This is a genomic window from bacterium (assembly GCA_026708015.1).
Lineage (GTDB): Bacteria > Actinomycetota > Acidimicrobiia > Acidimicrobiales > Bin134 > Poriferisocius.
In genome coordinates this window covers 51,030-74,619 of record JAPOVT010000037.1, presented here as the reverse complement: position 1 = coordinate 74,619, position 23,590 = coordinate 51,030, and the positions used below count along the sequence as shown (strand labels likewise).

General features: G+C 64.1%; 26 protein-coding genes. 13 read left to right on the top strand and 13 right to left on the bottom strand.

Annotation, left to right across the window (positions count from 1 at the left end; all coding sequences use genetic code 11):
• Positions 1-7: 7 nt before the first annotated feature.
• From OXG30_08445 to OXG30_08435, 3 genes are read left to right on the top strand one after another with little or no spacing between them, the layout of a single operon-like run.
• The gene (locus OXG30_08445) at positions 8-1,042 is read left to right on the top strand and encodes a zinc-binding dehydrogenase (protein ID MCY4134927.1); all 1,035 of its coding nucleotides are present in this window, start codon (positions 8-10) and stop codon (positions 1,040-1,042) included.
• 20 nt (positions 1,043-1,062) lie between these two features.
• Positions 1,063-2,175, top strand: a complete 1,113-nt coding sequence (locus tag OXG30_08440) for a class I SAM-dependent methyltransferase (protein ID MCY4134926.1) — start codon at positions 1,063-1,065, stop codon at positions 2,173-2,175.
• Complete coding sequence (locus OXG30_08435) at positions 2,172-3,560, top strand: amidohydrolase family protein (protein ID MCY4134925.1); 1,389 nt, start codon at positions 2,172-2,174, stop codon at positions 3,558-3,560. The genes OXG30_08440 and OXG30_08435 overlap by 4 nt, the downstream gene beginning before the upstream one ends.
• Positions 3,561-3,578: 18 nt before the next feature.
• Here OXG30_08435 and OXG30_08430 read toward each other — a convergent pair whose 3' ends face one another.
• Positions 3,579-5,240: a class I adenylate-forming enzyme family protein gene (locus OXG30_08430; GenBank protein ID MCY4134924.1), complete on the bottom strand. Its 1,662-nt coding sequence runs from the start codon at positions 5,238-5,240 to the stop codon at positions 3,579-3,581.
• An 80-nt stretch (positions 5,241-5,320) separates the two neighbouring features.
• Here OXG30_08430 and OXG30_08425 point away from each other — a divergent pair, with 80 nt between their 5' ends.
• The 9 genes from OXG30_08425 to OXG30_08385 are packed head-to-tail and all read left to right on the top strand — an operon-like array spanning position 5,321 to position 12,408.
• Complete coding sequence (locus tag OXG30_08425) at positions 5,321-6,496, top strand: steroid 3-ketoacyl-CoA thiolase (GenBank protein MCY4134923.1); 1,176 nt, start codon at positions 5,321-5,323, stop codon at positions 6,494-6,496.
• Positions 6,496-7,647, top strand: coding sequence for an acyl-CoA dehydrogenase family protein (locus OXG30_08420; GenBank protein MCY4134922.1), 1,152 nt, complete (start codon positions 6,496-6,498; stop codon positions 7,645-7,647). Before OXG30_08425 ends, OXG30_08420 begins: the two co-directional genes overlap by 1 nt.
• Before the next feature lie 11 nt (positions 7,648-7,658).
• Entirely contained in the window at positions 7,659-8,891 is a 1,233-nt protein-coding gene (locus OXG30_08415) for an acyl-CoA dehydrogenase family protein (GenBank protein MCY4134921.1), read from the top strand.
• Between the two features lie 12 nt (positions 8,892-8,903).
• Positions 8,904-9,275, top strand: coding sequence for a nuclear transport factor 2 family protein (locus OXG30_08410; protein MCY4134920.1), 372 nt, complete (start codon positions 8,904-8,906; stop codon positions 9,273-9,275).
• Positions 9,265-9,987 carry a trypsin-like peptidase domain-containing protein gene (locus tag OXG30_08405; GenBank protein ID MCY4134919.1) on the top strand — a complete coding sequence of 241 codons (723 nt, stop codon included), beginning with the start codon at positions 9,265-9,267 and terminating at the stop codon, positions 9,985-9,987. The genes OXG30_08410 and OXG30_08405 overlap by 11 nt, the downstream gene beginning before the upstream one ends.
• 34 nt (positions 9,988-10,021) lie before the next feature.
• Positions 10,022-10,651, top strand: coding sequence for a cysteine hydrolase (locus OXG30_08400; protein ID MCY4134918.1), 630 nt, complete (start codon positions 10,022-10,024; stop codon positions 10,649-10,651).
• A complete protein-coding gene (locus OXG30_08395; protein MCY4134917.1) occupies positions 10,642-11,136 on the top strand; it encodes an ester cyclase in 495 nt (164 codons plus the stop codon). The genes OXG30_08400 and OXG30_08395 overlap by 10 nt, the downstream gene beginning before the upstream one ends.
• A 2-nt stretch (positions 11,137-11,138) precedes the next feature.
• Complete coding sequence (locus OXG30_08390; protein ID MCY4134916.1) at positions 11,139-11,927, top strand: SDR family NAD(P)-dependent oxidoreductase; 789 nt, start codon at positions 11,139-11,141, stop codon at positions 11,925-11,927.
• A 13-nt stretch (positions 11,928-11,940) separates the two neighbouring features.
• The gene (locus OXG30_08385) at positions 11,941-12,408 is read left to right on the top strand and encodes a universal stress protein (protein MCY4134915.1); all 468 of its coding nucleotides are present in this window, start codon (positions 11,941-11,943) and stop codon (positions 12,406-12,408) included.
• 35 nt (positions 12,409-12,443) lie between these two features.
• On the opposite strand, the gene OXG30_08380 is transcribed toward OXG30_08385, so the two are convergent.
• From OXG30_08380 to OXG30_08365, 4 genes are all read right to left on the bottom strand, one after another.
• The gene (locus OXG30_08380; GenBank protein ID MCY4134914.1) at positions 12,444-13,421 is read right to left on the bottom strand and encodes an NADPH:quinone oxidoreductase family protein; all 978 of its coding nucleotides are present in this window, start codon (positions 13,419-13,421) and stop codon (positions 12,444-12,446) included.
• Positions 13,421-14,248, bottom strand: a complete 828-nt coding sequence (locus OXG30_08375) for an enoyl-CoA hydratase/isomerase family protein (protein MCY4134913.1) — start codon at positions 14,246-14,248, stop codon at positions 13,421-13,423. The genes OXG30_08380 and OXG30_08375 overlap by 1 nt, the downstream gene beginning before the upstream one ends.
• A 74-nt stretch (positions 14,249-14,322) precedes the next feature.
• Positions 14,323-15,156, bottom strand: a complete 834-nt coding sequence (locus OXG30_08370; protein MCY4134912.1) for a hypothetical protein — start codon at positions 15,154-15,156, stop codon at positions 14,323-14,325.
• 189 nt (positions 15,157-15,345) lie between these two features.
• On the bottom strand, positions 15,346-15,891 hold the full coding sequence (locus OXG30_08365) for a hypothetical protein (GenBank protein ID MCY4134911.1): 546 nt from the start codon (positions 15,889-15,891) through the stop codon (positions 15,346-15,348).
• Between the two features lie 155 nt (positions 15,892-16,046).
• On the opposite strand from OXG30_08365, the gene OXG30_08360 reads away from it, so the two are divergent.
• A complete protein-coding gene (locus OXG30_08360) occupies positions 16,047-16,778 on the top strand; it encodes a tyrosine-protein phosphatase (GenBank protein ID MCY4134910.1) in 732 nt (243 codons plus the stop codon).
• A gap of 3 nt (positions 16,779-16,781) precedes the next feature.
• Here the strand turns inward: OXG30_08360 and OXG30_08355 are convergent, their stop codons facing one another.
• From OXG30_08355 to OXG30_08320, 8 genes are all read right to left on the bottom strand, one after another.
• Positions 16,782-17,570 (bottom strand): thiamine pyrophosphate-dependent enzyme, encoded by a 789-nt coding sequence (locus tag OXG30_08355; GenBank protein MCY4134909.1) that lies wholly within the window; start codon positions 17,568-17,570, stop codon positions 16,782-16,784.
• A 30-nt stretch (positions 17,571-17,600) separates the two neighbouring features.
• Entirely contained in the window at positions 17,601-18,671 is a 1,071-nt protein-coding gene (locus OXG30_08350; GenBank protein MCY4134908.1) for a hypothetical protein, read from the bottom strand.
• Positions 18,668-18,949: a 4Fe-4S dicluster domain-containing protein gene (locus tag OXG30_08345; protein MCY4134907.1), complete on the bottom strand. Its 282-nt coding sequence runs from the start codon at positions 18,947-18,949 to the stop codon at positions 18,668-18,670. Before OXG30_08345 ends, OXG30_08350 begins: the two co-directional genes overlap by 4 nt.
• Complete coding sequence (locus tag OXG30_08340) at positions 18,946-19,503, bottom strand: 2-oxoacid:acceptor oxidoreductase family protein (protein MCY4134906.1); 558 nt, start codon at positions 19,501-19,503, stop codon at positions 18,946-18,948. Before OXG30_08340 ends, OXG30_08345 begins: the two co-directional genes overlap by 4 nt.
• A 32-nt stretch (positions 19,504-19,535) precedes the next feature.
• Positions 19,536-20,303: a crotonase/enoyl-CoA hydratase family protein gene (locus OXG30_08335; GenBank protein ID MCY4134905.1), complete on the bottom strand. Its 768-nt coding sequence runs from the start codon at positions 20,301-20,303 to the stop codon at positions 19,536-19,538.
• Positions 20,304-20,314: 11 nt separating this feature from the next.
• Entirely contained in the window at positions 20,315-21,313 is a 999-nt protein-coding gene (locus OXG30_08330) for an NADP-dependent oxidoreductase (protein MCY4134904.1), read from the bottom strand.
• A 34-nt stretch (positions 21,314-21,347) separates the two neighbouring features.
• Complete coding sequence (locus OXG30_08325; GenBank protein ID MCY4134903.1) at positions 21,348-22,124, bottom strand: PaaI family thioesterase; 777 nt, start codon at positions 22,122-22,124, stop codon at positions 21,348-21,350.
• A gap of 62 nt (positions 22,125-22,186) precedes the next feature.
• Positions 22,187-23,581, bottom strand: a complete 1,395-nt coding sequence (locus OXG30_08320) for an amidohydrolase family protein (GenBank protein ID MCY4134902.1) — start codon at positions 23,579-23,581, stop codon at positions 22,187-22,189.
• Between the last annotated feature and the right edge of the window lie 9 nt (positions 23,582-23,590).

Below are 23,590 nucleotides of genomic sequence, written 5' to 3'. Positions count from 1 at the left end.
GGCGGCGATGAAGGCGATGCGATATCACGAGCCCGGCGGCTCCGAGGTGCTCCGCTACGAGGAAGTGCCCGACCCCGAGCCTGGCCCGGTAGACGTGGTGGTGGACGTGGTGGCCACTGCGCTCAACCGGCTGGATGTGGTGCAGCGCAATGGCTGGTTCACCATGCCCGGCTTCACCCTGCCCCACATCGCCGGTATGGACGTGGCTGGTGTGGTATCCGAGGTGGGCCCCGAGGTCGATGGGTTGGCCGTGGGCGACCGAGTGGTGCTCGACCCGTCGCTGGCCGGGGTGGACGACCGCTCCAAATTAGGCGGCAGGGGCGATCTGTATGGAGAACTGGGCATCATCGGGGCCACCGCCGACGGCGGGTATGCCGAGCGCTGCCTGGTTCCGGCCTCGCACGTCTACCCAGTACCCCACGCCATGTCGCTGGAGACCGCGGCTACCTTTCCCACCTGCTATCTCACCGCCGCCCATGGGCTGTTCGAAGTAGGCGGGCTCACCGCGGGCGAGACGGTGATGATCCACGCCGCCGGTTCCGGGGTCTCGGTGGCCGCCATCCAGTTTGCGGTGAACGCCGGGGCCACCGTGCTGGCCACCGCGGGCACCGACGAGAAGTGCCAGCGGGCCCTTGAGCTGGGGGCATCCCATGTGCTCAACAATCGAACCGATGACGTGGCCGCCTGGGCCCGGGAGCTGACCAACGGAGCGGGGGTCCACATGGTGTTCGACCATGTGGGTACTGCGCTGTTCGGCCCGTCGCTGTTCGCGCTGGGCATCGGCGGGCGACTGGTGAACTGCGGCAACTCCTCCGGCGACGAGGCGGTCATCCCGTCGCTGGGCTACGTATTCCACTCCGGCATCAAGATCCTGGGCTCCGATCCCTATCGCCCCGAGGAGTTCGGCCCGGCTTGGGACACGTTCTGCGGCGACGGCTTCGCGGCTGCGGCCGACTCGGTGTTCGACCTGGCCGACGCCGCCGACGCCCAGGCCAAAATGCTGGCCAGCGACTTCTTCGGCAAGATCCTGCTGAAGCCCTGACATGGATTTCAGGAGAACGAGTGGCTGAATCCCCGTATCCCGAACTGAAGAAATCCCACGTCCCCGAGCGGGTAGGCCGCCCTTGGACCGACCACAAACCCCCGCCATCAGCTCCAGTGTGGGCCGTGATCGGGGGCCTCGGTTCGTTCTACGTGCTGGTGGCTGCCCTTGAGCTGGAGGTATTCGATGCCTTGGCCAATCGAGGTGCAATCCCCGGCATCCCCCCGGACGTGACCGCTCCCGAGCTGGCCAAAGAAATGGGAGTGTCAGCCCCCCACCTGGAGGCGCTGCTTGACTCCCTGGCGGTGCTCGGGCTGCTGGAGCGAGTGGGTGGCCGCTACGGCCTGAACGACACCGCAGCCCGCTATCTCACAAGCGACGGAGCCGCATCAATGGCCTCGCTGGTGCCGGTAGCCCCCGGCCCGCTAGAGAATTGGTCCCACCTCGCTGAGACCATTCGGGCTGGCCGTCCCGCGGATCCAATCGACAACGACCCGGCCGACTTCTACCGACCCCTGGTGGAGGGCACGTTTACCACCATTCTCCGAGCCGCCACCCGAGCCAACCTTCAAGTGCGCTACAGCGCCATGACCGCACCCCGGGTGTTGGATTTAGGGGCTGGCGGCGCCCCGTGGGCCATCGCCGTACTCAAGGCCTGCTCAGGGGCTACCGCGGTGATCAACGACCTCGACGGAGTGATCGACGTAGCCCGCCGCACTGCCGCCGAGCACGGCGTGGCCGACCGCTGCGAGTTCCGCCCCGGCGACTTCCACGCCATCGACATCGAGCCCGAGGGCTACGACATCGCGGTCCTGGGCCATGTCTGCCGCACCGAGGGCCCCGACGGTGCCCAGAGACTCATCGCCCGAGCCTGGGAAGCTCTGCGCCCCGAGGGACGACTGCTATTGGCCGACTACTTTGTCGCCCCCGAGCCCCAGTGGAGCCCCCACAGCGTGCTCATGGGGATGACCATGATGGCCAGCACCGTCCGCGGCTTCGGCATCACTGCGGCGCAGGTCGCCGAATGGTTGCGAGAAGCCGGCTTCGAGTCTCTCCGCCTCATCGAACCCATCGGCCACCAATACGCCTACACCGCCACTAAGTCCCGCCGATCCCCAGGAGGATCACCATGACCGAGCACATAGACACGCTGATCAAGGGCTGGTACGTGGTCTCCATGAACCCGACCCGCGACATCATCAGGCACGGCGCGGTGGCAATCCGCGGCAACCAAATCATCGACGTGGGCAAGGCATCCGACTTCGAGGCCCGTTACCAGGCCGCCGAGACGGTGGGGGGCGATCGGTTCGTGGTCACCCCGGGATTGGTCAACACCCACATCCACATCACCGGCGAACCCCTTACCAGGGGCTACGTGCCCGACGACACCCCGTTCGAAGAGAACGTGTTCCAGTGGCTGTGCCCGCTCTACTCGGTCTACACCGCCGAGGAAGAGCGCCTGTCGGGGCAGTTGGCCGCGGTGGAGATGCTCAAGTCGGGCACCACCTGCTTCTTGGAGGCGGGCACCATCCGCTTCGTCGACGAGGTGATGGACGGCTTGGACGAGGCTGGCATCCGGGGCCGCATCGGCAAGTGGGTGTGGGACCTGCCGCCCGAGCCCAGCGTGTACCGCCAAGACACCGACGAGGCCATCGCCAACCTGCGCGACACCGTCGAGCGGTTTCGGGGCGCGGCTGGCGGACGCTTGGGGGCATGGTCGATGGTGGTGGGCCACACCACTTGTTCCGACCCCCTCTGGCAGGCTGCTCGGGCCGCGGCCGATGAATTCGAGGTGGGTCTGAGCTTCCACATGTCTCCGGCTACGTTGGATCCAGACACCTTCATAGCGGCGTTCGGCCAGCGGCCCATGGTACATCTCCATGAGCTGGGGGTGCTGGGCGACGACACCGCTATCACCCACTGCGTGCATGTTGACGACCAGGAGATCCAGCTTCTGGCCGGGGCGGGATCGACAGTGGTCCACTGTCCCACCACCGCGCTGAAGGTGAGCTACGGCGTGACCCAGATCGGCAAGATGCCTGAGATGGTCAGCGCCGGGGTGAACGTGAGTTTGGGCACCGACGGCAACAATGCCTCCAACTACTCTGATCTGATGCGGGCCACCTACCTGGTGGCTGGATTATTCAAGGATGCCCGCATGGACCCCCAAATGTTCCCCGCCGAGAAGGCCTATGAGATGGCCACCCTGGGTGGGGCCCGCACCATGCTGATGGAAGATCAGATCGGCTCGCTTGAGCCGGGCAAGCTGGCCGATGTGGTGCTGCATGACACCGACCGCCCTGAATGGCGGCCCTTGCTCAATGTGATGAACCAGCTGGTGTGGTCGGCCGACGGCCGGGGCGTCCACACCGTGTTCGTGGATGGCCAAAAGGTGGTCGACGCCGGCCGCATGACCACCATCGACGAGGACACCTTCTACGCCCGTTGCCAAGAGGCCGGAGAGGCCATCGTCGGCCGCTCCGGTCTGCCCGATAAGGCGAAATTCCCGATCTGGTAGCGGGAGAGCCGCCTGCGATTACAACTCGCGCTTGACCACTTTGCCAGCAGGATTGCGAGGCAGGGGGGTGGGGCGGATCTCCCAGAGGGTGGGTACCTTGTAGGGGGCCAGCACCTCTTTGCACCACTCAGACAGTTCGTTGGTCTCAACTGACGCACCTTCGTTTAGCACCACCACGGCCTTGACCTCTTGGCCCATCTCGGGGTGGTCCACGCCGAACACCGCCGATTCGGATACCGATGGGTGGGCGTCGAGGCGGTACTCGATCTCTATGGGGTAGATGTTCTCGGCGTTGCGCAGGATCATGTCCCGGGCCCGGGAGTTGATGTATAGATAGCCGTCCTCGTCAAAGCGTCCGATGTCGCCGGTGTTGAGCCACCGGCCCTCGCCTATGGTGGCGGCAGTGGCGTCGGGGTTGTTCCAGTACTCGAGCATGGTGTAGGCGCTGCGGCACCAGATCTCGCCCTCTTGCCTCGTGGGCAGCGGCTTGCCGTCGGGGCCGCGGATCTCGGCTTCGAACCCGATGGCCACCCGGCCGCACGATGTGGGACGCTCCCGATATTCGGCGCCGCTGATAGTGGCGATGATCGCCACCGACTCCGACGATCCGTACCCCATGCCAACCGCGGGCGCGGCGTTGGGAAAGGCCTGGCGCACCAGGTCTTGCACTGCCGGACTGGCCGGAGCACCGCCGAAACCCACGTTGACCACGCTAGAGGTGTCGAACTCCGAGAAGCGGGGGTGGTTTGCCAGCCGTGATCCGATGCTGCCCAGAGCGGCGAAGGAGGTCACTCCCTCGTCTTGGATGAGCTGGAGCACCGCCTCGGGATCGAACCGGCCCCGGCGGTACACGATTTTGCCCCCGGTGACCATGCTGATAAGCGTGGTGGCATAAAGCCCCGACACGTGGAACAGCGGAGAGGTGCCCAAGGTAACCGCCTGGGCCGGCGGGCTGGGTGCCGTACCCTCTCCAGCAGGAGGGTTGGCTCGCATCTCGGTGAACACCCGCACCGCGCCGTTCATCATGGTGGACTGCACGAATCCGATCATTCCCCGATGTGAGGCCACCGCCCCTTTGGGGCGTCCGGTGGTGCCGCTGGTGAATAAGATCACCGCGGGGTCGTCCTCGGCCAGTGGGACATCGATGTCGTCAAGGCCGGTTCCTGCACCGGCGGCAATAAAGTCGGCCCAGTCGTCCTCAATCACCAAGCACGGTGTGCCAGTGCCCCCCGAACCGGAGCGCTCCAGACGGGGGCGGTCGGCGATCACCAGAGCGGGCCCGCTGAGCGCAGTGGCGTAGTCCACCTCGTCGGCAGTCCACCAGCCGTTGTAGGCCGACACGATAGCTCCGATACTGGTAGCGGCGAAGAAGCTCACCACCCACTCGGGGCAGTTGGCCGCGAAGATGGCCACCCGATCGCCACGGCTGATGCCCTGCTGCTGCATCGCGGTGGCCGCGGCCGCCACTTGGGCGATGAAGTCATTGAAGGTGTGCCGCTGGCCTTCCAGCACCAGGAAATCCCGGTCACCGAAATTGGCGGTGTTGGCCGCCATCTCTCGCAGCGAGCGCATCCGGGTGGCGAACACTGTCGCTGGCTGCCCCAACACCTCCTCGGTGGTCAGCTCGAACAACCCCCCCGGCCCGGTCAGCTCTTGGATTACATCTTCTCGAATACCCACGGAGTTGCACACTATTCAATGGAAGGCCTCGGACCGGCTTCGACGGGTTGAAACAGGAATAGAACCTCTATCGTGGGGCCATGACCGAAGTTGTGATCGTTGAAGCCGTTCGCTCCCCGGTGGGGAAGCGAAACGGTGGTTTGTCGTCCGTTCATCCCACCTCGCTGCTCAGCCAGGTGCAGTCGGCCGCGGTTGAGCGGTCGGGGATCGACCCCGCCGCCATTGGCCAGGTGGTAGGCGGCTGCGTGGATCAGATCGGGGCCCAGGCCATGAACGTGATCCGTACTGCGTGGCTTACCGCCGGGCTGCCCGAGGAAACGGCATGCAGCACGGTGGATTCCCAGTGCGGCTCCTCGCAGCATGCAGTGAATCTGGGCTACAGCCTGGTGAAGTCCGGTGTGGAGGACGCGGTGCTGGCCTGCGGGGTGGAGAGCATGAGCATCGTGCCCATCGGCTCGAATGCATCGGCCGAAGGAGTGGGCCGCCCGGTGACCCGCGACTACTTCGACCACTACGAGTTCACCTCCCAGTTCGAGGGGGCCGAGCGGATGGCCGACAAATGGGGCATCACCCGGGAGGACTGCGACCGGTTCGGCCTCTCATCCCAGCAGCGGGCCGCCCGGGCCTGGGACGAGGGCCGGTTCGAGACCCAGATCGTGCCCATCGAGGCCCCGGTGCTAGACGATGACGGCAAGAGGACCGGCGAGGCGGTCACCATCAGCGTCGACGAGGGTATGCGGGAGACGACCCTGGAAGGGCTGGCCACCCTTAAGCCGGTGGCCCGGCCCGACGGAGTCCACACCGCGGGATCGTCATCGCAGATCTCCGACGGCACCGGCGCGGTGCTGATGACCACCGCTGAGCGGGCCGAGCAGCTCGGCCTCACCCCGAAGGCCCGGGTGGTCGAGACCTGCCTGGTGGGGTGCGATCCGGTGCTGATGCTGGAGGGGCCGATACCGGCCACTCACCGGCTACTGGAGCGCTCCGGGCTGGCCATCGACGACATTGACGTGGTGGAGATCAACGAGGCGTTCGCTTCGGTAGTGCTTTGCTGGGCCGCAGAACTGGAGCCCGACATGGAGCGGGTCAACCCCAACGGCGGGGCCATTGCCTTGGGCCACCCCCTGGGCGGCACCGGGAGCATCCTGGTCACCAAGGCGCTGCACGAGCTTGAGCGCACCAACGGCCAGTGGGGCCTGATCACCATGTGCTGCGGAGGCGGCCTGGGTACCGGGACCCTGATCGAAAGGCTCTGATGGCAACCGACGCCGGGTTGGCCGACGAACTGGTCGGCGCTATCCGGACCTGGGTGGAACGCGAGGTCATCCCCAACGCCTCCAACCTGGAGCATGCTGACGAGTTTCCCGAGGACATGTTCACCCAGATGTGCGAGTTCGGCCTGTTCGGGGCCACCATCCCTGAGGACTACGGCGGGTTGGGACTGGACGCCACCACCTACGCCCGCATCATCGAGGAGCTCTCTCGGGGATGGATGTCGCTGGCCGGCATCCTCAACACCCACAAAATCGCCGCCACCATGATCGGGCGCTACGGCACCGACGAGCAGAGGGGTAGCTTCTTGCCCCGCATGTGCGATGGGTCGTTTCGCTCGGCCTTCTCGCTGTCGGAGCCCGACGCGGGCAGCGACACTCGCAACATCCGCTGTCGGGCAGTGCCCGATGGCGATGAGTGGATTGTCAACGGCACCAAGATGTGGGTGACCAACGGTATGCGGGCCCAGATGGTGATGCTGCTGGCCCGAACCCCCGATGACCGCATCACCTGCTTCATCGTGGAGAAGGAGCCGGGGCCGGGCACCGACGGCCTCACCGTGTCGCGCACCATCCCCAAGCTGGGATACAAGGGCGTGGAGACCGTGGAGATGGCCTACTCCGACTTCCGGGTTCCCGACGCCAATGTGCTCGGCGGCCCCGACGGCGTGGGCCACGGGCTGAGCTATGCCCTTTCGGCTCTGGAGCTGGGGCGGATCAACATCGCCGCCCGGGCGGTTGGGGTAGCCCAAGCCGCCTTGGAGGCGGCCATGAAGTACGCCCAGGAGCGGGAGACGTTCGGACGGCCCATCTACGACCACCAGGCCATCGGGTTCAAGCTGGCCGAGATGGCCACCAAGCTCCACGCCGCCCGGCTGATGACCTACGACGCCGCCCGCCGCTATGACTCCGGGGAGCGCATCGACATGGAAGCGGGCATGGCCAAACTGTTCGCCTCTGAGGCCGCCTTCGAGATCGCCTCCGACTCGCTGCGCATCCACGGGGGCAACGGCTACACCGAGGAATATCCGGTGGAGCGCTACTTCCGGGACACCCCCCTCATGATCATCGGAGAGGGAACCAGCGAAATTCAGAAGATGGTGATCGCCCGTCAATTGCGGGATCGGTATTCGTGAAAGGGCACTTGATGGCCGAGATAACTGAGGATCAGCTGCGTCAAGAGGTGCGGAATCTGCTGGCTGACGTCGATCCCGCAGAGGCCACGCAGTACGAGTTCCGGGGCGCTCAATTCGACCGAGGCCTGTCCCGGGTCGACTTTCCCGAAGGCAAAGGGGGGCTCGGCCTGTCGCCCAAGGCCCAAACCGTGGTGGACGAGGAACTGCGCAAGGGCAGCCACTATTGGCACGATCTGAACGTCAATCCCATTGGCATCGGCATGGGCGCTCCCACCGTGTTGGCCCACGGCACCGAGGAGATGCACCACCGTCTGTTGCGCCCGTTGTTCACCGGCGAGGAGATCTGGTGCCAGATGTTCAGCGAGCCCAGCGCGGGCTCTGATGTGGCCGGTTTGGCTTCCCGAGCCGAGCTCGACGGCGAGGAATGGGTGGTTAACGGACAAAAGGTGTGGACCTCGCTGGCCCATCGTTCCCGTTGGGGCATGCTGGTGGCTCGCACCGATCCCCACGCCCCCAAGCACCGGGGCCTCACTTATTTCGTGCTCGACATGACGCTGCCGGGAGTGGAGGTTCGCCCCCTCTACCAGATCACCGGTGAGGCCGAATTCAATGAGGTCTTCTTTGATGATGTCCGTATCCCCGACTCCATGCGGCTAGGAGAGCGGGGCCAGGGCTGGAACGTGGCCATCACCACCCTCATGAACGAGCGGGTGGCGCTCGGCGGAGGCGTCCCTGAACGGGGGAGCGGGCTCATCGGCATCTTGGTGTCGGCTTGGGAACAGCTTCAATGCCAGGCCGATGGCCAGGAAGGGTCTGAGGGCGTCCGCCGCCGGGTGCTGCGGGATCGAGTAGTCCGATTGTGGACCGAGGCCGAAGTCTTGCGGCTGACCAACTGGCGGGCCCGCACCCTGTCGTCAGCGGGAACCCCCGGCCCCGAGGGGTCGGTGGGCAAAGTGGTGTCGGCCGAGTTGAACCAGCGAATCTATGAGTGCCTGATGGACGTGATGGGGTCGGAAGCCATGCTTTTCCCCCAGGGCTATCCGATGTCGAGGCCCGATCAATCACAGGAGTATTCCCTTCGGACTACCCCTCCGGTCAAGGGCTTTCTGCGGTCGCGGGCCAACACCATTGAAGGCGGAACGTCCGAGGTGATGCGCAACATCCTGGGTGAGCGGGTGCTCGGCCTGCCCAAGGAGCCCGGTGTCGACAAGAACACCCCCTGGAGTGAGATTCCCCGCAACTGAAAGGGCGTGGCGATGGTAGATGCTCAGCACATGCGCACCGTGATGGAAAAGTACGCTGCCGCGGTGAGCGCCGGCGACAGAGAGGCGATCGTGTCGTTCTACGCCCCCGACGGATCGTGCCAAGTGCCCGTGGGTGGGCCGGTGCACCAGGGGATCGACGCCGTTCGGGCGTTCTACGAGGGCAATGAGCTGGCCGAGACCCTGGTATTGACCGGACCGGTGCGGGTAGCGGGCAATGAAGCAGCTGCCCCGATGGTGGCCCAGGTGTGTTTCGACGGCGTGGACTACGAGCTTGATGTGGTGGATGTGGCCGTGTTCAACGACGACGGGCTCCTGACCTCACTGCGGGCGTTTTATTCGCTCGACGATCTGCGTGCTGTTTGAGCAGTTGAAGAAGCGGCGGCGGTTGTTGCTGTGGCTGGCGGCGTTGGGACTGCTGTTGGGCTGGAGCCTCACCTGGGCGCTTGACTCTCCGCAACGGCCGGTGTTGGCCGAGCGTGACGACATTCGGACTGCGGCCGTTCACATCAGCGGCGTGGCCTGTGGCCAATTCAGCGAGGGGAGCGGCTTCGCCGTCGAGTCCGGTCTCGTGCTCACCAGCGCTCACGTGGTGGCCGGAGTCGAAGAGATCAAGGTGACCGCGCCGGATGGGAGTTCGGGACGAGGCGTTTTGGTGGGGTTCGACCCGGGAAGGGATGCCGCGGCGCTTTCGGTGTCGGGTTTGGGACTTTCCCCGGTAGCGATGGCCCCGGCCGTCGCCGCCCAGGCCGATGAGGGCGATGTCGGCACAGTGGATCGCGATACCGGCTTGGAGTTCGAGCCCTACCGAGTTCTTCGCCGCATACCGGCCTCGGGCGTCGACATCTACGAGAAAGAAGCGGAGAACCGCTACCTGTTGGAAGTCCGCTCACTGCTCGCCGCGGGCGACTCGGGTGCCGCGCTGGTGAATGTGGACGGCGAGGTGGTGGGCATGGTCTACGCCGTGGCCCGAGGGCAGCGGGATCAGGCCTATGCCCTAGATCGAAACGAGATCGCCGAATTCCTGGCCAGGATCGATCGAACCCCACTTGCCACTCCGCCCTGTCACGCGTTGTAGGGGTTGAGACGGCCGATAGGGCTAGTCTCATGCGATGCCAGTGGACTTGGACGAGCTGCTTTCTCCGGCGCACACCGCAGTGGTCACCATGGAATGCCAGAGGGGGGTGATCGGTGACATGGCCTCCATGGGGGGCCTGCGGGATGTGATGCTGGACCGAGGGGCCATTGACGCCGGGGCCCGGTTGTGCGCTGGAGCCCGGGCCGCGGGGGTGCCGGTGGTGCACTGTCTAGCCCACTTCCGGGCCGACCGGGCAGGAAGCGTTACCAACTGCCGGATGCTGGCCGCGTCGGCCAAGATGAGCGAGCAGAACGGGGGGCTGCTGATCGGATCGGAGTCGGCCGAGGTCATCCAGGAGTTCAACCCGCAGCCATCCGACATCGAGGTCGCCCGCTGGCACGGAATGTCCCCGTTCATCGGAACCTCGCTCGACCAAACCCTGCGAAATTTGGGGGTCACCACTGTGGTGGCCGCGGGAGTCTCGCTGAACGTGGGAGTGATGGGGATGGTGATCAACGCCGTCGACTACGGCTATCAGGTGGTATTGGCCGGCGATGCGGTGGCCGGTATACCGGCCGACTACGGCGATGCGGTGATGCATAACACCATGGCCTTTCTCACCACGATGGTCACCGTGGAAGACATCGTGGCCCGGTGGTCGTGACCGAAGCCACCGAGAAAGCTGTGCACGTTGGGGCCGCCGATAATCCGGCGGCCAATAAAGCCGTCGTAGAGCGCTTGGTGCGCGACATCGTGAACGGCGGGAAGATTGACTTGCTCGATGAGGTGCTGGCCGATGGCTTCGTCGCCCACGGCGTGGGGACCGGCCCGTCCGGCCCTGACGGAATGCGCCGCCTGATCACCACCTGGCGCACTGCATTCCCCGACTGGCAAGACCACATCGACGAGATGGTGGCCGAAGGCGATCTAGTGGTGCTCAAAATCTCGGCTCAAGGCACTCACGACGGTCCTCTGCTGGGCATCGAGCCCACCGGTGAGACCGTCCAGTGGGGCATGATCGAGATGGTGCGCCTCACCGACGGAAAGATCACCGAGCAGTGGGGCTACTCCGACTTTGCCGATGTGGTGCGTCACCTCCGTAAAGTTGCCGCGGCACAATCCGAACAGCAATCCGAACTGGAGGCTTGATCATGGCCGATACCTCACCCGTACCCGACTACGCCGGACTCATGCGGCTCGACGAGAAGGGCTTCATTGTGCTGGGCGCCGGCCAGGGCATGGGACGTCAGTCCTCACATGCCCTAGCCCAGATGGGGGCCAAGGTGTTTTGTGTGGACCTCGAGCAGGACCGGGCCGAGCAGGTGGCCAATGAGGTGGACGGCATCCCGTGGATTGCCGACATCACCAAGCGGGAAGACGTCCAGGCTCTGGTTGACGAGGCTGGTAGGACCATGGGATCGATTGAGGGGATCGTCGACATAGTGGGCGTCTCCGGTTGGTCTGGAGTGCTGGACATCGACGACGCCGAGTGGGACTGGCAGTTCGACATGGTGCTCCGCCACGCCTACCTGATCTCGCAAATCGCCGGACGGGCCATGAAGGAGACCGGCGGGGGAACCATGGTGTTTATCGCATCGGTCAGCGGTCTCACTGCGGCCCCCAACCACGCTCACTACGGAGCAGCCAAGGCCGGACTCATGGCATGGATGCAGTCGGTGGCCATTGAGCTGGCTCCCTACGGCATCCGGGCCAATTGCGTGGCGCCGGGCACGATCCTGACCCCTCGCATGGAGGCGCTGTTCGACGATGAGAGAAGGGCGATGAACGATGCCGCCGTGCCCATGGGCCATATGGGCGTGCCCTCGGACATTGCCGGTGCAGTGCTCTATTTCTCCGCGCCGATATCCAACTTCGTTTCGGGTCGCACATTGGTTGTGGATGGGGGAGTAGACGCCGACTTCCCCTACAACCCGATGTAGTTACAATGTGCCTATGGCGGATGAAGTGAGCGAACCGGACAATCGGATCGTCGTCGGAGTGGAAGGATCGGGTGGGGCCCGAGCCGCGCTTCGCTGGGCCATCAAGGAGGCTCGATACCGCAACGCCGCGGTGGATGTAGTGACCGCCTACTCAACCACCTACGTGCCCGCCTCGCCGGACTTCAACTATGTGCCGCTCGACCCCATCGATTTGGAGGCTGAGGTCAAGCGGATGCAGGACAGCATCATCGACGAAGTCCTGGCCGAAGTCGACTCCGAAGGGGTGGAGGTCAGGCGCCGCATGATCCGGGGTCGGGCAGCCGACACCCTGATCGCCGAGTCCGACAATGCCTGCATGCTGGTGGTGGGCTCACGGGGCCGGGGCGGTTTCCGAGGCTTGCTGCTGGGCTCGGTCAGCCAGCAGATCACTCATCACGGCAGCTGCCCAGTGGTGATCGTCCGCCCCGACCTGCCTACGTAGCTGTCTTTCGGCGCTTCCTTCTCCGTCGGAGCGGCTCAGATCTCTACGATGACCTTTCCCCAAGTGCGGCGGTGGTAGATGTCGTCGAGGGCGGCGGGGACATCGTCGAAGGCATAGGGGGGGAACACTGGGGGATTCAGGCGCCCTTCTTCGAGGAGGGCAAAGATCTCCTGGCGGGCCCGTTCGGATGGTTCGGGATTGCGGCCTACCGACGCCCCCCAGTGGACGCCGACCACTGAGTAGTTCTTCAAAAGAATGTGGTTGGTGGGAGCGTCGGCGATTCGGCCGCTAGTGAAGCCGATCACCAACAGTCGGCCATCCCACGCCATGCACCTCCGGGACCGATCAAACACGTCACCACCCACTGGGTCGAGGCACACGTCTACACCATGGCCTTCGGTGTGGGCTCGAACTGGGTCGACAAAATCGGGAGTCTCTCGGTAGTCGATGGCCAGTTCCACTCCCATTTCCTTGAGCAGGGCGGTTTTCTCGGCCCCACCAGCGGTGGCGATGATCCTGGCACCCGCAATCTGGCCAAGCTGCACGGCAGCCGAGCCCACACCACCCATTCCAGCATGAACCAACAGCGTCTCGCCTTCGGCCAGGCGTCCCCGGTCGTGGAGGGCGAACCACGAGGTGCCGTAGTTCACTAGCGCTGCGGCGGCTGCTCCGGCCGTTATCCCTTCGGCCAGCTTGTGAACGCCGCTGGCCCGCAGCGCAGTCTTCTCGGCGAGTGACCCCCCGCCGATACCCACCACTCGGTCACCGACGGCCAAGTGGTCAACCCCGTCGCCGAGTTCCCGTATCCGGCCCACCACCTCGGTACACGGTGACCACGGCAGCTTGGTCTCCATTTGGTAGAGGCCCCGAGCCATGAGACAGTCCACAAACGTCAGCCCCACGGCTTCAACATCCACCACGACTTGGCCGGGGGCTGACTCCGGGGGGTCGACTTGCTCTAGCTGGAGAAACTCGACTGGGTCGCCCAGCTCATATTGTCGCCAAATCTGCATCAGCTTCCCTTGGTGTCGGCACTTGAACCGGCCGCGGCGGGGCGGTCCACCACCGACTTGATGCTGTCCAAGGCCCGCTGTTTGAACTCCTGCACCGACGCCACGTTGCCGGCCAGAGCCTGGTATTCCGACATAGTGCGGATGGCGTTGCGGGTGCCCATCGCCTCCATGCCCCGGTGGACACTGCGTTTATTGATCTGCTGGAGGTCGGACGGCACCCGGGCCACCCGCTTGGCCATCTCCAGCACCCGCTCGTCCAACTCCTCTTCGGGGTAGGCCCGGTTGGCGAAACCCATGGCGGCTGCCTCGATGCCGGTGTATGAGTCGCCGGTGAGCATCATCTCCATAGCGTTGCGGAACCCCACCAGCCAGGGGTGGTAGTTGAAGTCGGGCGGGCTCAGCACCCGCACCACCGGATGGCCGATGTCGGCGTTTTCGGCCACATAGACCAGGTCACAGGCGGCGGCTAGCTCTGATGCTCCGGCTAGGGCGTAACCGTGGATCTGGGCGATAACCGGTTTGGCTAGCTCCCAGATGGCCAGCCAGCTGTCGGTCACGTGGCGGGACCACTGCCCGTCGCCCCCGGCGGTGTAGTGAGGAGGATCGTCCATGAGCGAATCGGTCAGGTCATACCCCGACGAGAAGCACGGTCCAGCTCCTCGAATGATCGACACCCGCACGTCGTCGTCGACATCGGCCGCTTGCAGGGCAGCCAACAACTCCTTTCGCATGGGAGTGCTGATGGCGTTTCGCTTTTCTGGGCGGTTCAGGGTTATGCGACGGATGTGGGGTGCAGGATCATCGAGCAGGATGAATTCGTAGGACATGGCCTGACCCTATAACGACCGGTGCCCCGGACCCGAAGGCCCGGGGCACCGAGTGTTCCGATCAGGTAGTGGAACTACTGCTGGGTACGCAGTCGGCGGCTGAGGCCGAGCACCATCGCACCCGCGAGCACCACTGCGAGAGCAACTATGGCCAACAGCGGGGTGTTAGAGCCGGTGTCAGCCAGCATGTCGTCGCCCATGTCGTCAGCCATGTCATCGTCCATGTCATCAGCCATGTCGTCGTCGCCCATGTCGTCAGCCATGTCGTCAGCCATGTCGTCGTCGCCCATGTCGTCAGCCATGTCGTCGTCGCCCATGTCGTCAGCCATGTCATCGTCCATGTCATCGTCCATGTCGTCAGCCATGTCGTCGTCGCCCATGTCGTCAGCCATGTCGTCAGCCATGTCATCGCCCATGTCATCGCCCATGTCGTCGTCGCCCATGTCGTCAGCCATGTCGTCGTCGCCCATGTCGTCGTCGCCCATGTCGTCGTCGCCCATGTCGTCAGCCATGTCAGATGCACCGACCGTCACAACAACCCGCGCGCTCTCGCCACCTGGCCGCAGCTCAAACATGACCAAGACAACTCCGTCTTCAAGGACATTCGCAGTCACTGTGGCAGAGAAGTTGCCGTCACCGTCGTTGGTGGCCGTGCTACCTAGGCCACAAATGGCGAGGAAGTTATCTGATGTGATCTCATCAGGATCAGCGGTGTTGCAGGCTGTCGCATTGAGGGAAGCAGCGGTAAAGCCACTTCCGGACAAGGAAATCTCGTGCTCACCTGCGGCATCCACATAGGCCGGATCGGCCGTCAATGTCGGCCCACCCTGGGCTGTGGCGGCGCTTGCTCCTACCCAGGCAACAAGCGCCAGTGCCATCGCAACGAATACCAACTTGGTCTTGGTCATGACATAGCTCCTTGGGCCGCGCCGACATTTGGCCAGCCCCTACTCCTATAGGTTACGAAACCTTAGCGCGGTATTGCGTTTGTGTCATCCATCTAACAATTACATTTCATCCCTGGTCAGAAACGACCGGTGCCCCGGACCCGAAGGCCCGGGGCACCGAGTGTTTTGATCAGGGGTTGGTGTTACGTGTTACAGGGTGCGCAGCCGGCGGCTGAGGCCAAACACCATCAGACCAGCGAGGGCGATGCCCGCACCGATGATGACCAGCAGTGACGTCTCCACGCCAGTATCTGCCAGCATGTCGTCGTCCATCATGGCCATGTCCGCATCGACTATCACCTGGACGAATGCGCCTTCACCGTCTGTCCGGAGTTCGAACAGCCCAAAGGCGATGCCTGCTTCACCGATTTCAACTTCAACGGTGTTGGTCCAGGTGCCATCTGCTTCCAAATCGACCGCCGCGCCGAAACCGCCGCATTCTGCGATCAGTCCGGCGCCGCCAGCAGGTCCGATAATGGCATCCATATCAGAAGTGCCGCAGGTCACGAAGTTCACTGACGAGAGCGTGTAGCCAGCTCCATTCAGGGTGATCTCGTAAGTGCCGGGTTCGGCCACATAGTGCGGATCGTCCCCGTTGGCCGTCAAGGTCTGGTCCTGAGCCGAAGCGGACCCGGCGAACAAAAAGCCCACCAGCGCCACTGCCAGCCCAACGAAAATCAACTTGGTCTTGGTCATAGTTGTGTCTCCCTGGACCAAGCCAAGTGTCGGCCGGCCCCTACTCGGAATAATTGAGGCCAGACTTTAGCCCCTTCAAACGCCCATGTCATTAATTCTCCAAACACAAGTAGTCAATGCAGGGGGATAGAGGTCTCCTGGCTAGGGTGCCCGGCGTGGAGTCCATACGAAACTTCCGAACGCTGGGTGGCCAGACCACGGTTGACGGGCAAAAAGTGCGCACTGGGCTGGTATTTCGGTCGGCTCACTTGGCTGAAGCCTCCGACGCCGACTTGGACTCGTTGATTGATTTGGGCATTCGAACGGTCTTCGATTTCCGGAACCGGGGAGATCTTGCCGCAGAAGGCCCCAACCGACTGCCCGACGGGGTGGAGCAGGTCTCGCTGCCGATGGCCGATTCTGCGAACCCGTCCGGGCTTCGGGAGAATTTCTCTGCTTTCAGCGCCGATGAGCTAGAAGAGAGATTCGGCAACGGCAAGGCCTTCCAGTGGATGAAGGAGGCATCGGCGAGATTGGTAAGCGACCCGGTGCGCTCGTCCCAATTCGGTGAGTTTGTGAGAGGGGTTTTGGCACCGGGAGCGGCTCCGTTGTTGTTTAATTGCAGCGCGGGCAAAGACCGCACCGGCTGGGCGGCCAGCCTGCTGCTGCTGGCCGTGGGGGTTCCGGAGCAGCAGGTGGTGGATCACTACCTGGAGACCAACCAGCATGTGATTCCCGGCCGCTATGGCGAACTGATGATGCCGCTGGCCGTAGTACACGAGGACTACTTTGCCGAGCAGATGCGGGTATTGGCTGGCACTTGGGGGAGCTTCGATCAGTACTGGGCCGACGGTTTGGGCCTAGACGGAGGGCATCGACAGGCCTTGCGGGAGCTACTGCTGGATTAGTGGCTAGGGGGCTTTCAGCTCGCCGATGTTGTGAACCGGGGCGAGGGTGTCTTGGAGGTAGTCGGGGCCCTCCAGGGTGTCGACGAACCAGCCGGTGGGGCACATGGTGAGGATTTCCACCAGGCTGAACCCGGCCCCGGCCATCTGGGACTCGTAGGCCCGAGTGATAAAGCGCTTGGTGCGAGCCACGTTGCCTGCGTTGTTTACCGCACACCGGGCAACATAGGCCGCGCCGTCCATGGTGGCGGCGAGATCGGAAAGCAGAATCGGGTGGCCGTGCCGGTGGGCATCACGCCCCTCGATTGAGGTCTTGGTGCGCTGTCCCAGGGTGGTGGTTGTGGTCATCTGGCCGCCGGTTTCGCCAAACACACCGTTGTTCAACAGCAGGCAGGTGATGTTCTCGCCCCGGGCCGCGGCGTGCAGCACCTCTTGCAGGCCCTCGTTGACCATGTCGCCGTCGCCTTGGATGGTGATCACGAATCCGTCGGGCAGCATCCGCTTGATACCGGTGGCCACCGATGGGGCCCGGCCGTGCAGGGCTTGCACCACCTCCACGTCGAGGTTGTGGGCAAATGCGGTGTAGCAGCCGATGCCAAAGACGGTGATCGTGGACTGGGCCAGTTCCAATTCTTCGATGGCCTCCATGGCGGCCCGTATGGCGATGGGCTCCCCGCAGCCGGGGCAGAGGTGGTGGTTGGCCTGGGTGATGAGCGACGGCGTGAAGTCGTCAACGAGCGCAGCGGGCTCTTGTGGAGGTGATTCGGTGGAAAGGAATATCCGCTCGTCGCTCATGGCCCTCCTCCCTTCATGGCCCTCTTCCCTTCATGACAGGGCCTCCAAGATGCGTTCGGAGATGTCGGGCACGTTGATGTCGGGTCCGATCCCAAAACCGGAGTGATCCCAACTCGGGCTCCCGATGAACTCCACCGGCACTGCCCCCAGCGTAGCCAGCCGCACGTCGTCGACCATCTGGCCCATGTTCTGCTCGTACACCGCTACTTTGGCGGCGCCGGCGACCGCGCTGTGCATAGCCTGCGACGGGAACGGCCACAGCGTGATGGGGCGCACGTAACCCACCCGGTGACCGGCGTCGCGCAGTCGCAAGCAGGCGTAGCGTACGAACTTGCCCACCGATCCGTAGGCGGCCACCACCAGATCGGCGTCATCGCAGAAGCCGATATCGACCAGCGGGTCGACTCCGGCAGACATCTCTTGGATGTGGGCCGCACACGCCGCGTAGTGGGCCCCCAAGTCGAATCCCTCCTCGCCCTCAACGCCGCCCCCTAGGGGAGAGATGATCTTGGCTGACCCCGACCCCCCCGAAGATCCGTTCAGTGCCCAATTGGGCAACTCAGGGGCGGCTCCTTCTATGGAGGGAACCGAAACCGCCTGGTAGGTGTGGGCCAAGTAGTAGTCGCCCAGCACCATCACCGGAGTGCGCCACTGACTGGCCAACTCGAACGCCAGACGGGTCAGCTCCACCGCCTCGGGCACGTCCATGGGAGCCAGCACGATGTGGCGGTAATCGCCGTGGCCGCCGCCGCGGGTGGCCTGGAAGTAGTCGCCCTGCCCCCGGGCCATGTTGAACACCACCAGAGGAAGGCAGGCGTTGGTGATCTCCGACAGCGATTCCTGCATCAGCGACAGCCCTTGACCGGTAGACCCGGTGGCGGCCAGGTGACCGGTGGTGGCCGCCCCCCAGGCCATGCCCACCGCCTCCAACTCGCTCTCGGCGTTCATGCACACGCCGCCCACCTCGGGCAGCAGGGCGGCCATGTGCTCCAACAACTCGGTGAACGGGGTCATGGGGTATCCCGCGAAGAACCGGCAGCCGGCGGCCACCGCGGCTCGGGCTATGGCCTCTGATCCTTCTAGCAGCGCCCGGTCGCTCATTGTTCGCCCTGATCCTCGAGCGGCAGATCCAATGGTATGTCGTACTTGTACACCTGGAACACGAAGTCGGGACATATCTGGGCACAGGCCTGACAGCCGGTGCAACCAGCCAGCAGGCGGGGATAGCGATAGCCCCGGGTGTTGACCTCGTGGACGGTCATCTCCAGCACCCGGGGCGGGCAGGCGTCGATGCACAGGTCACAGCCCTTGCAGGCCTCGACGTCGATGACCACGGTGCCCCTGACGGTCACTGTGCCTCCCGGGGTGCTTGGGCTCACGCCGCCATCTCCCAGCCCGAGGCCAGCGCACCCTCATTGGCCTCGATGAGCTGGCTGCGGTAGGGCGGCACCGAGCGGCGCATGCCCTCAACCAGTCCGTCCAAGCTCACCAGTCCGGACCTCCGCCCGTAAACCCCGGACATCACCATGGCGGCCAACAGCGGGTTGCCCAGATCGGTGGCCACATCGGTGGCGGGAACCTCCACAACTTGATAGCGATCCTGGTCCAGCTCGTCCTCGAACACCGAGGTGTTGACCAGCACCAAACCGTGGTCGCGGATGCGCTCCCGCAGCGGAGTCCAGTACTGGTGGTGCATCAAGATGGCCGACCAGGTGCTGAACAGCACCGGCGGCGCCTCGATGGGATGGTCGCTGATCACCACCGTGCTGTCGGTGTTGCCTCCCCGCATCATGCCGCCGTAGCTGCCGAACACCAGCACTTCTTTGCCGTCGGCAGTCGCGCCCTGGGCGATGACTTGGGCGGCTAGCTGCACCCCTTGACCACCGATCCCGGTGAGCATCAGCTCCCGCTCCCCGGTGGCCTGGTCGTTCATCGGCTGTGCCCGATTGGCCGATTCGACACGGCTTATCGGCCCTTCCACACCGGGGGTCTTTTTTCCACGAATGCCCGGGGCCCCTCTTTGAAGTCCTCGGTCTCGAAGAGTGCTCTCCCGGCTTGGGTGGCGATCTTGAAGGATTCGGCTTCGGTGGTTTCCAATCCATCGAGCAGGGCTTGGCGAGCACCCCTGACTGCCAACGGTGGATTTTCGATGATGCGCTCAGCCAGCGCCTTTGCCTCTGACAGCGCTTTCCCGGGTTCGCATACCACGTTTACCAAACCCAGGGAAAAGGCCCGATGGACGTCGATGGTGTCGCCGATCAGCGCCATTTCCATGGCGATGTTCACCGGTATGCGACGGGGAAGCCGGCTGACGCCACCCTCGGATGCGATCAGGGATCGCTTGACCTCAGGCAATCCGAACACGGCATCAGCAGACGCCACCACCAGATCACAGGCCAACACCATCTCAAATCCTCCGGCCACCGCGGGGCGGTCCACAGCCGCGATGACTGGCTTGGTGCGCTGACGGCGGGAGAAGTGGCCGAAGCCATGCTCGGGATGCATGATCCCCGCGGTCCGGCCCTCAGAAAGTGCTTTCAAATCGGCGCCGGCGCAGAAAACGCGGCCGTTGCCAGCCAGGATTGCCACCCACACCTCATCATCAGAGTCGAACCGGTCGAACGCCTCGCCCAATGCGGCGGACAGCTCCGGGCTCATGGCGTTGCGCGACTCCGGCCGGTTCATGGTGATGACCGCTATTCGGCCTTCAGATTCGTAGATGGCCAGGCTCATCGCGCTTCTCCCTACTCTGGATCTCTGACCTTCAAAAGCTGCTTGCCGTGGTTGGCGCCGGAGAACAGCCGTAGAAATGTTGCGGGGATGTTCTCGAATCCTTCCTGGATGTCGGTTTGAAAGGTGATTTCTCCGTCAGCCACCCACTTTCCGAGATCCTCGATGGCCGCGGGCACCCGGTCCATGTGGTCAAACATGATGAAGCCCTGAAGGGTGAGCCGCTTTTCGATGAGCTGGAACATGTTGGGCGGCCCTGGTCGGCGTAGGCCCTGGTTGTAGGTGGAGATGGCCCCGCAGCAGGCTATTCGCCCCCCTTGGGCCATGTGATTCATGACCGTCTCCAGCATGTCCCCGCCCACGTTGTCGAAGTACACGTCAACCCCGTCGGGGCAAAGTTCAGATAACCGGGCGCCTACGTCTTCGTTCTTGTAGTCGATGGCTCCATCCAGACGGGCCTCTTCGAGGAGCCATCGGCACTTGTCGGTCCCTCCCGCAATGCCCACCGAACGGCAGCCCTTGAGGCGGGCAATCTGGGCGGCCACTGACCCGGTGGCCCCTGCTGCCCCCGAGGTCAATACCGTCTCGCCCGGTTGGGGACGGCCGACATCGAGCAGACCGATGTGGGCGGTGAGCCCTGTGCCTCCCAGCGGGCCCAACATGACCGGGATGGGGGTGCCTGGTGGCACCACCCGGACGTTGCCGTCGACCACCTCGTAGTCCTGCCAGCTCATCATGCCGCTGACCAGGTCGCCCTCGTTCAGCGCCGAGGTGTTGGAGGCAACCACCTGGAAGACCCCCGGTCCCACCATGGGCTGGCCCAAAGGCGCAGGGGGCATGTAGGTGATGAAGTCCTCCAACCATGTGCGCATGGCCGGCTCGAAGCTGAGATAGCACAGTCGGGCCAGCGCTTGGCCGTCACCCGGTTCGGGGACGGCAGTCTCCCGGTACTCGAAGTTGTCCACGCCCACCGGCCCGTCGGGCCTGGTGGCGTAGATCCACTGGCGGTTCATCCCGCCAAACTACTCGGGTAGGTCCTCTGGCCTCTCAGCGAGCCGGGCGGACTCGCATCAACATGGTGGCCATCAAACGGTCCCCTTTGCCCAGATCCCTGATCTCGGCCACCACCCACCCAGATGATGGGTCGCCCATCCAGCGGCAGGTGCTGTACACCGGGCCGATTTTTCCCCCCAACAGGTAGCGGATGTCCATGTCGGCCACCGCGTGGGGCGTGCCGAGATCATGCTCGGCAAAGGTCTCGGCCCCCACCTCGCCCACCAGAGTGACCATGGCCCCCTGCATGATGCCCGCAGGGTTGAGCAACTGCGGGGTGAGCTCGACCTCCACATGGCCGGTGGCGGCATCCACCACCTCGATGCCAGCCACCTCGGCTAGGGGCTGGTCGATGTCGGGAAGCCCCGTGAGATCGGGACGGGGAGGGTCGTGGATGGGCTTGGCTGGATCGCCGGGTCGCTGGTGGTGGCGACCGAAACCGATCTGGGCGTAGCCGATCTCGGCGCCGTCGGTAGTGGTGAAGCGGCACTCGCAGGTCAGCGTGGAAGCCCCGGCCCGCAGCACCTCGGCGTAGACATCGATTTGATCGGGAAGAGGGACGGCTGCGGTGCGGAGTTGGAAGTCAGTGGTGAAATGCCAGCAGTCGGGATCTTCTTTCTCCCCGATCATGCCGCCCGTGATGTCGGCGATCAGCATCAGCACTGATGGCCTCACCTGACCGCCATAGCACTGCTCGTCGAACACCCGGAGCATTCCGTACCCGGGCTGGGAGCTGGGGTCGCAGTAGATCCCCAGTTGGGCGGTAAGCATGAATCTCGAAGTTGATGAATCAGGGGCGTTCATGGTGCCCTATTTCCCAAGGCGTTTTGGTTCTAGACGGAGACGTCCTCTAGGACGGTGCCCTTGAAGAAGTCAGGGCGGGCTTCGGAAAAGAAGCGGTGAGCGTTGCCGAAGGTGAATGCCCGGAACTGGTCTTCGTTCAGCCAGCCGTGCTCCACCTGCTCCCACACCTCAGGCATCACTTCTGACATGTCGGGCACGTCCCAGTGGCCCACGTCGGAGGAGAAGATGGTGTTGAGGTTGGCTCCTTCGGGTAGAGCGCCGTCGAAGGCCAGCCGCACAAGGGGGTCGTCGGCTTCGCACCCGAACCAGTAGGACCGGTCGATCTGCTCGATGATGTCCTCGGGGCAGGTGATGCCGGCGGCCTCAAAGTCGTTGACCACCACATCATTGCTGATGCCCTTCTGCATCGATTTCCCGAATCCGGCGGGCAAGTCGATGGGGTCGTTGGCCTCAGCCAGTAGAGAATCGAAGTACTCGGGATCAAATCGGGCCGGATCGTAGGCCTTCAGGCCTTCGGGACCGCGCTTCTCCCAGTGGCTGAGGAGGTCGCATACCAATTGGGCACCCCAGGTGACCCCTCCTTCAAGGAAGCCGAGGCGCAGGTCGGGGAAGCGATGGGTAACTCCGCCGAAGAAAATCGACTTGGCGGTGGCCTCACTAGCGGCGCCGAAGTTGCCCAGGTGGTTGTAGGTGAAGTTGGAGATGGAACGGCGTCCGTCCCAGCCCATCGATCCGGAGTGGAAGCTGGCCGGGGTTTGCAGGTCAACTAGCCGCTGCCAGAGGGGGTCGTAGTCGTAGGCCGAATCGAGGCCCAGCGAGTCGATCCAGGTGGCCATCTCCCCGCCGGCCGGTAATTGTCGGGGCACGAATCCGCCGATCATCACTGCCTTGAAGCCCAATTCGGTGACCGCGAACTCGAGATGCTCAATGGCCTCTTCGGGGGTGTGGGTGGGAATGGCGGCTACCGGAGTCAGGCGGTCTTGCAGGCCTTGGTAGCTGTCGGCCAAGTACCGATTGAGGGCTCGGCAGAGCTTGTTGCGGACCTCGTCGTCTTTGTAGGCGGGAAAATTGAGTCCGATGCTGGGGTAGCACACCGCGAAGTCCATTCCCAGCTCTTCGATTCGGTCGCGGAAAAGCGCGGGTGACACCGCGGTGGCGAAGTCGCGGGTGTTGCCCAGCGGCAGGGCCCACCACGGACCCCGGAAGGAGCGCTGGGCCAGCCGTTCGTCAGGCGACAGGCCGCTCCAATTGCGCTCTCCGTTGAACGAGCAGCTTGACATGTAGGGGTAAAGCCCTCCCTCAAGCCCCTCGTCGAGGCAGTACTGGTGCAGGGCTGGGTAGTGCTCGAACACGTGCCCATCGGCGTCGATAACGGGATGGCCGAGGTCGGCTCGGATGTCGGCGGCGGATCGCTGGCTGCTCATGGGGGAAAC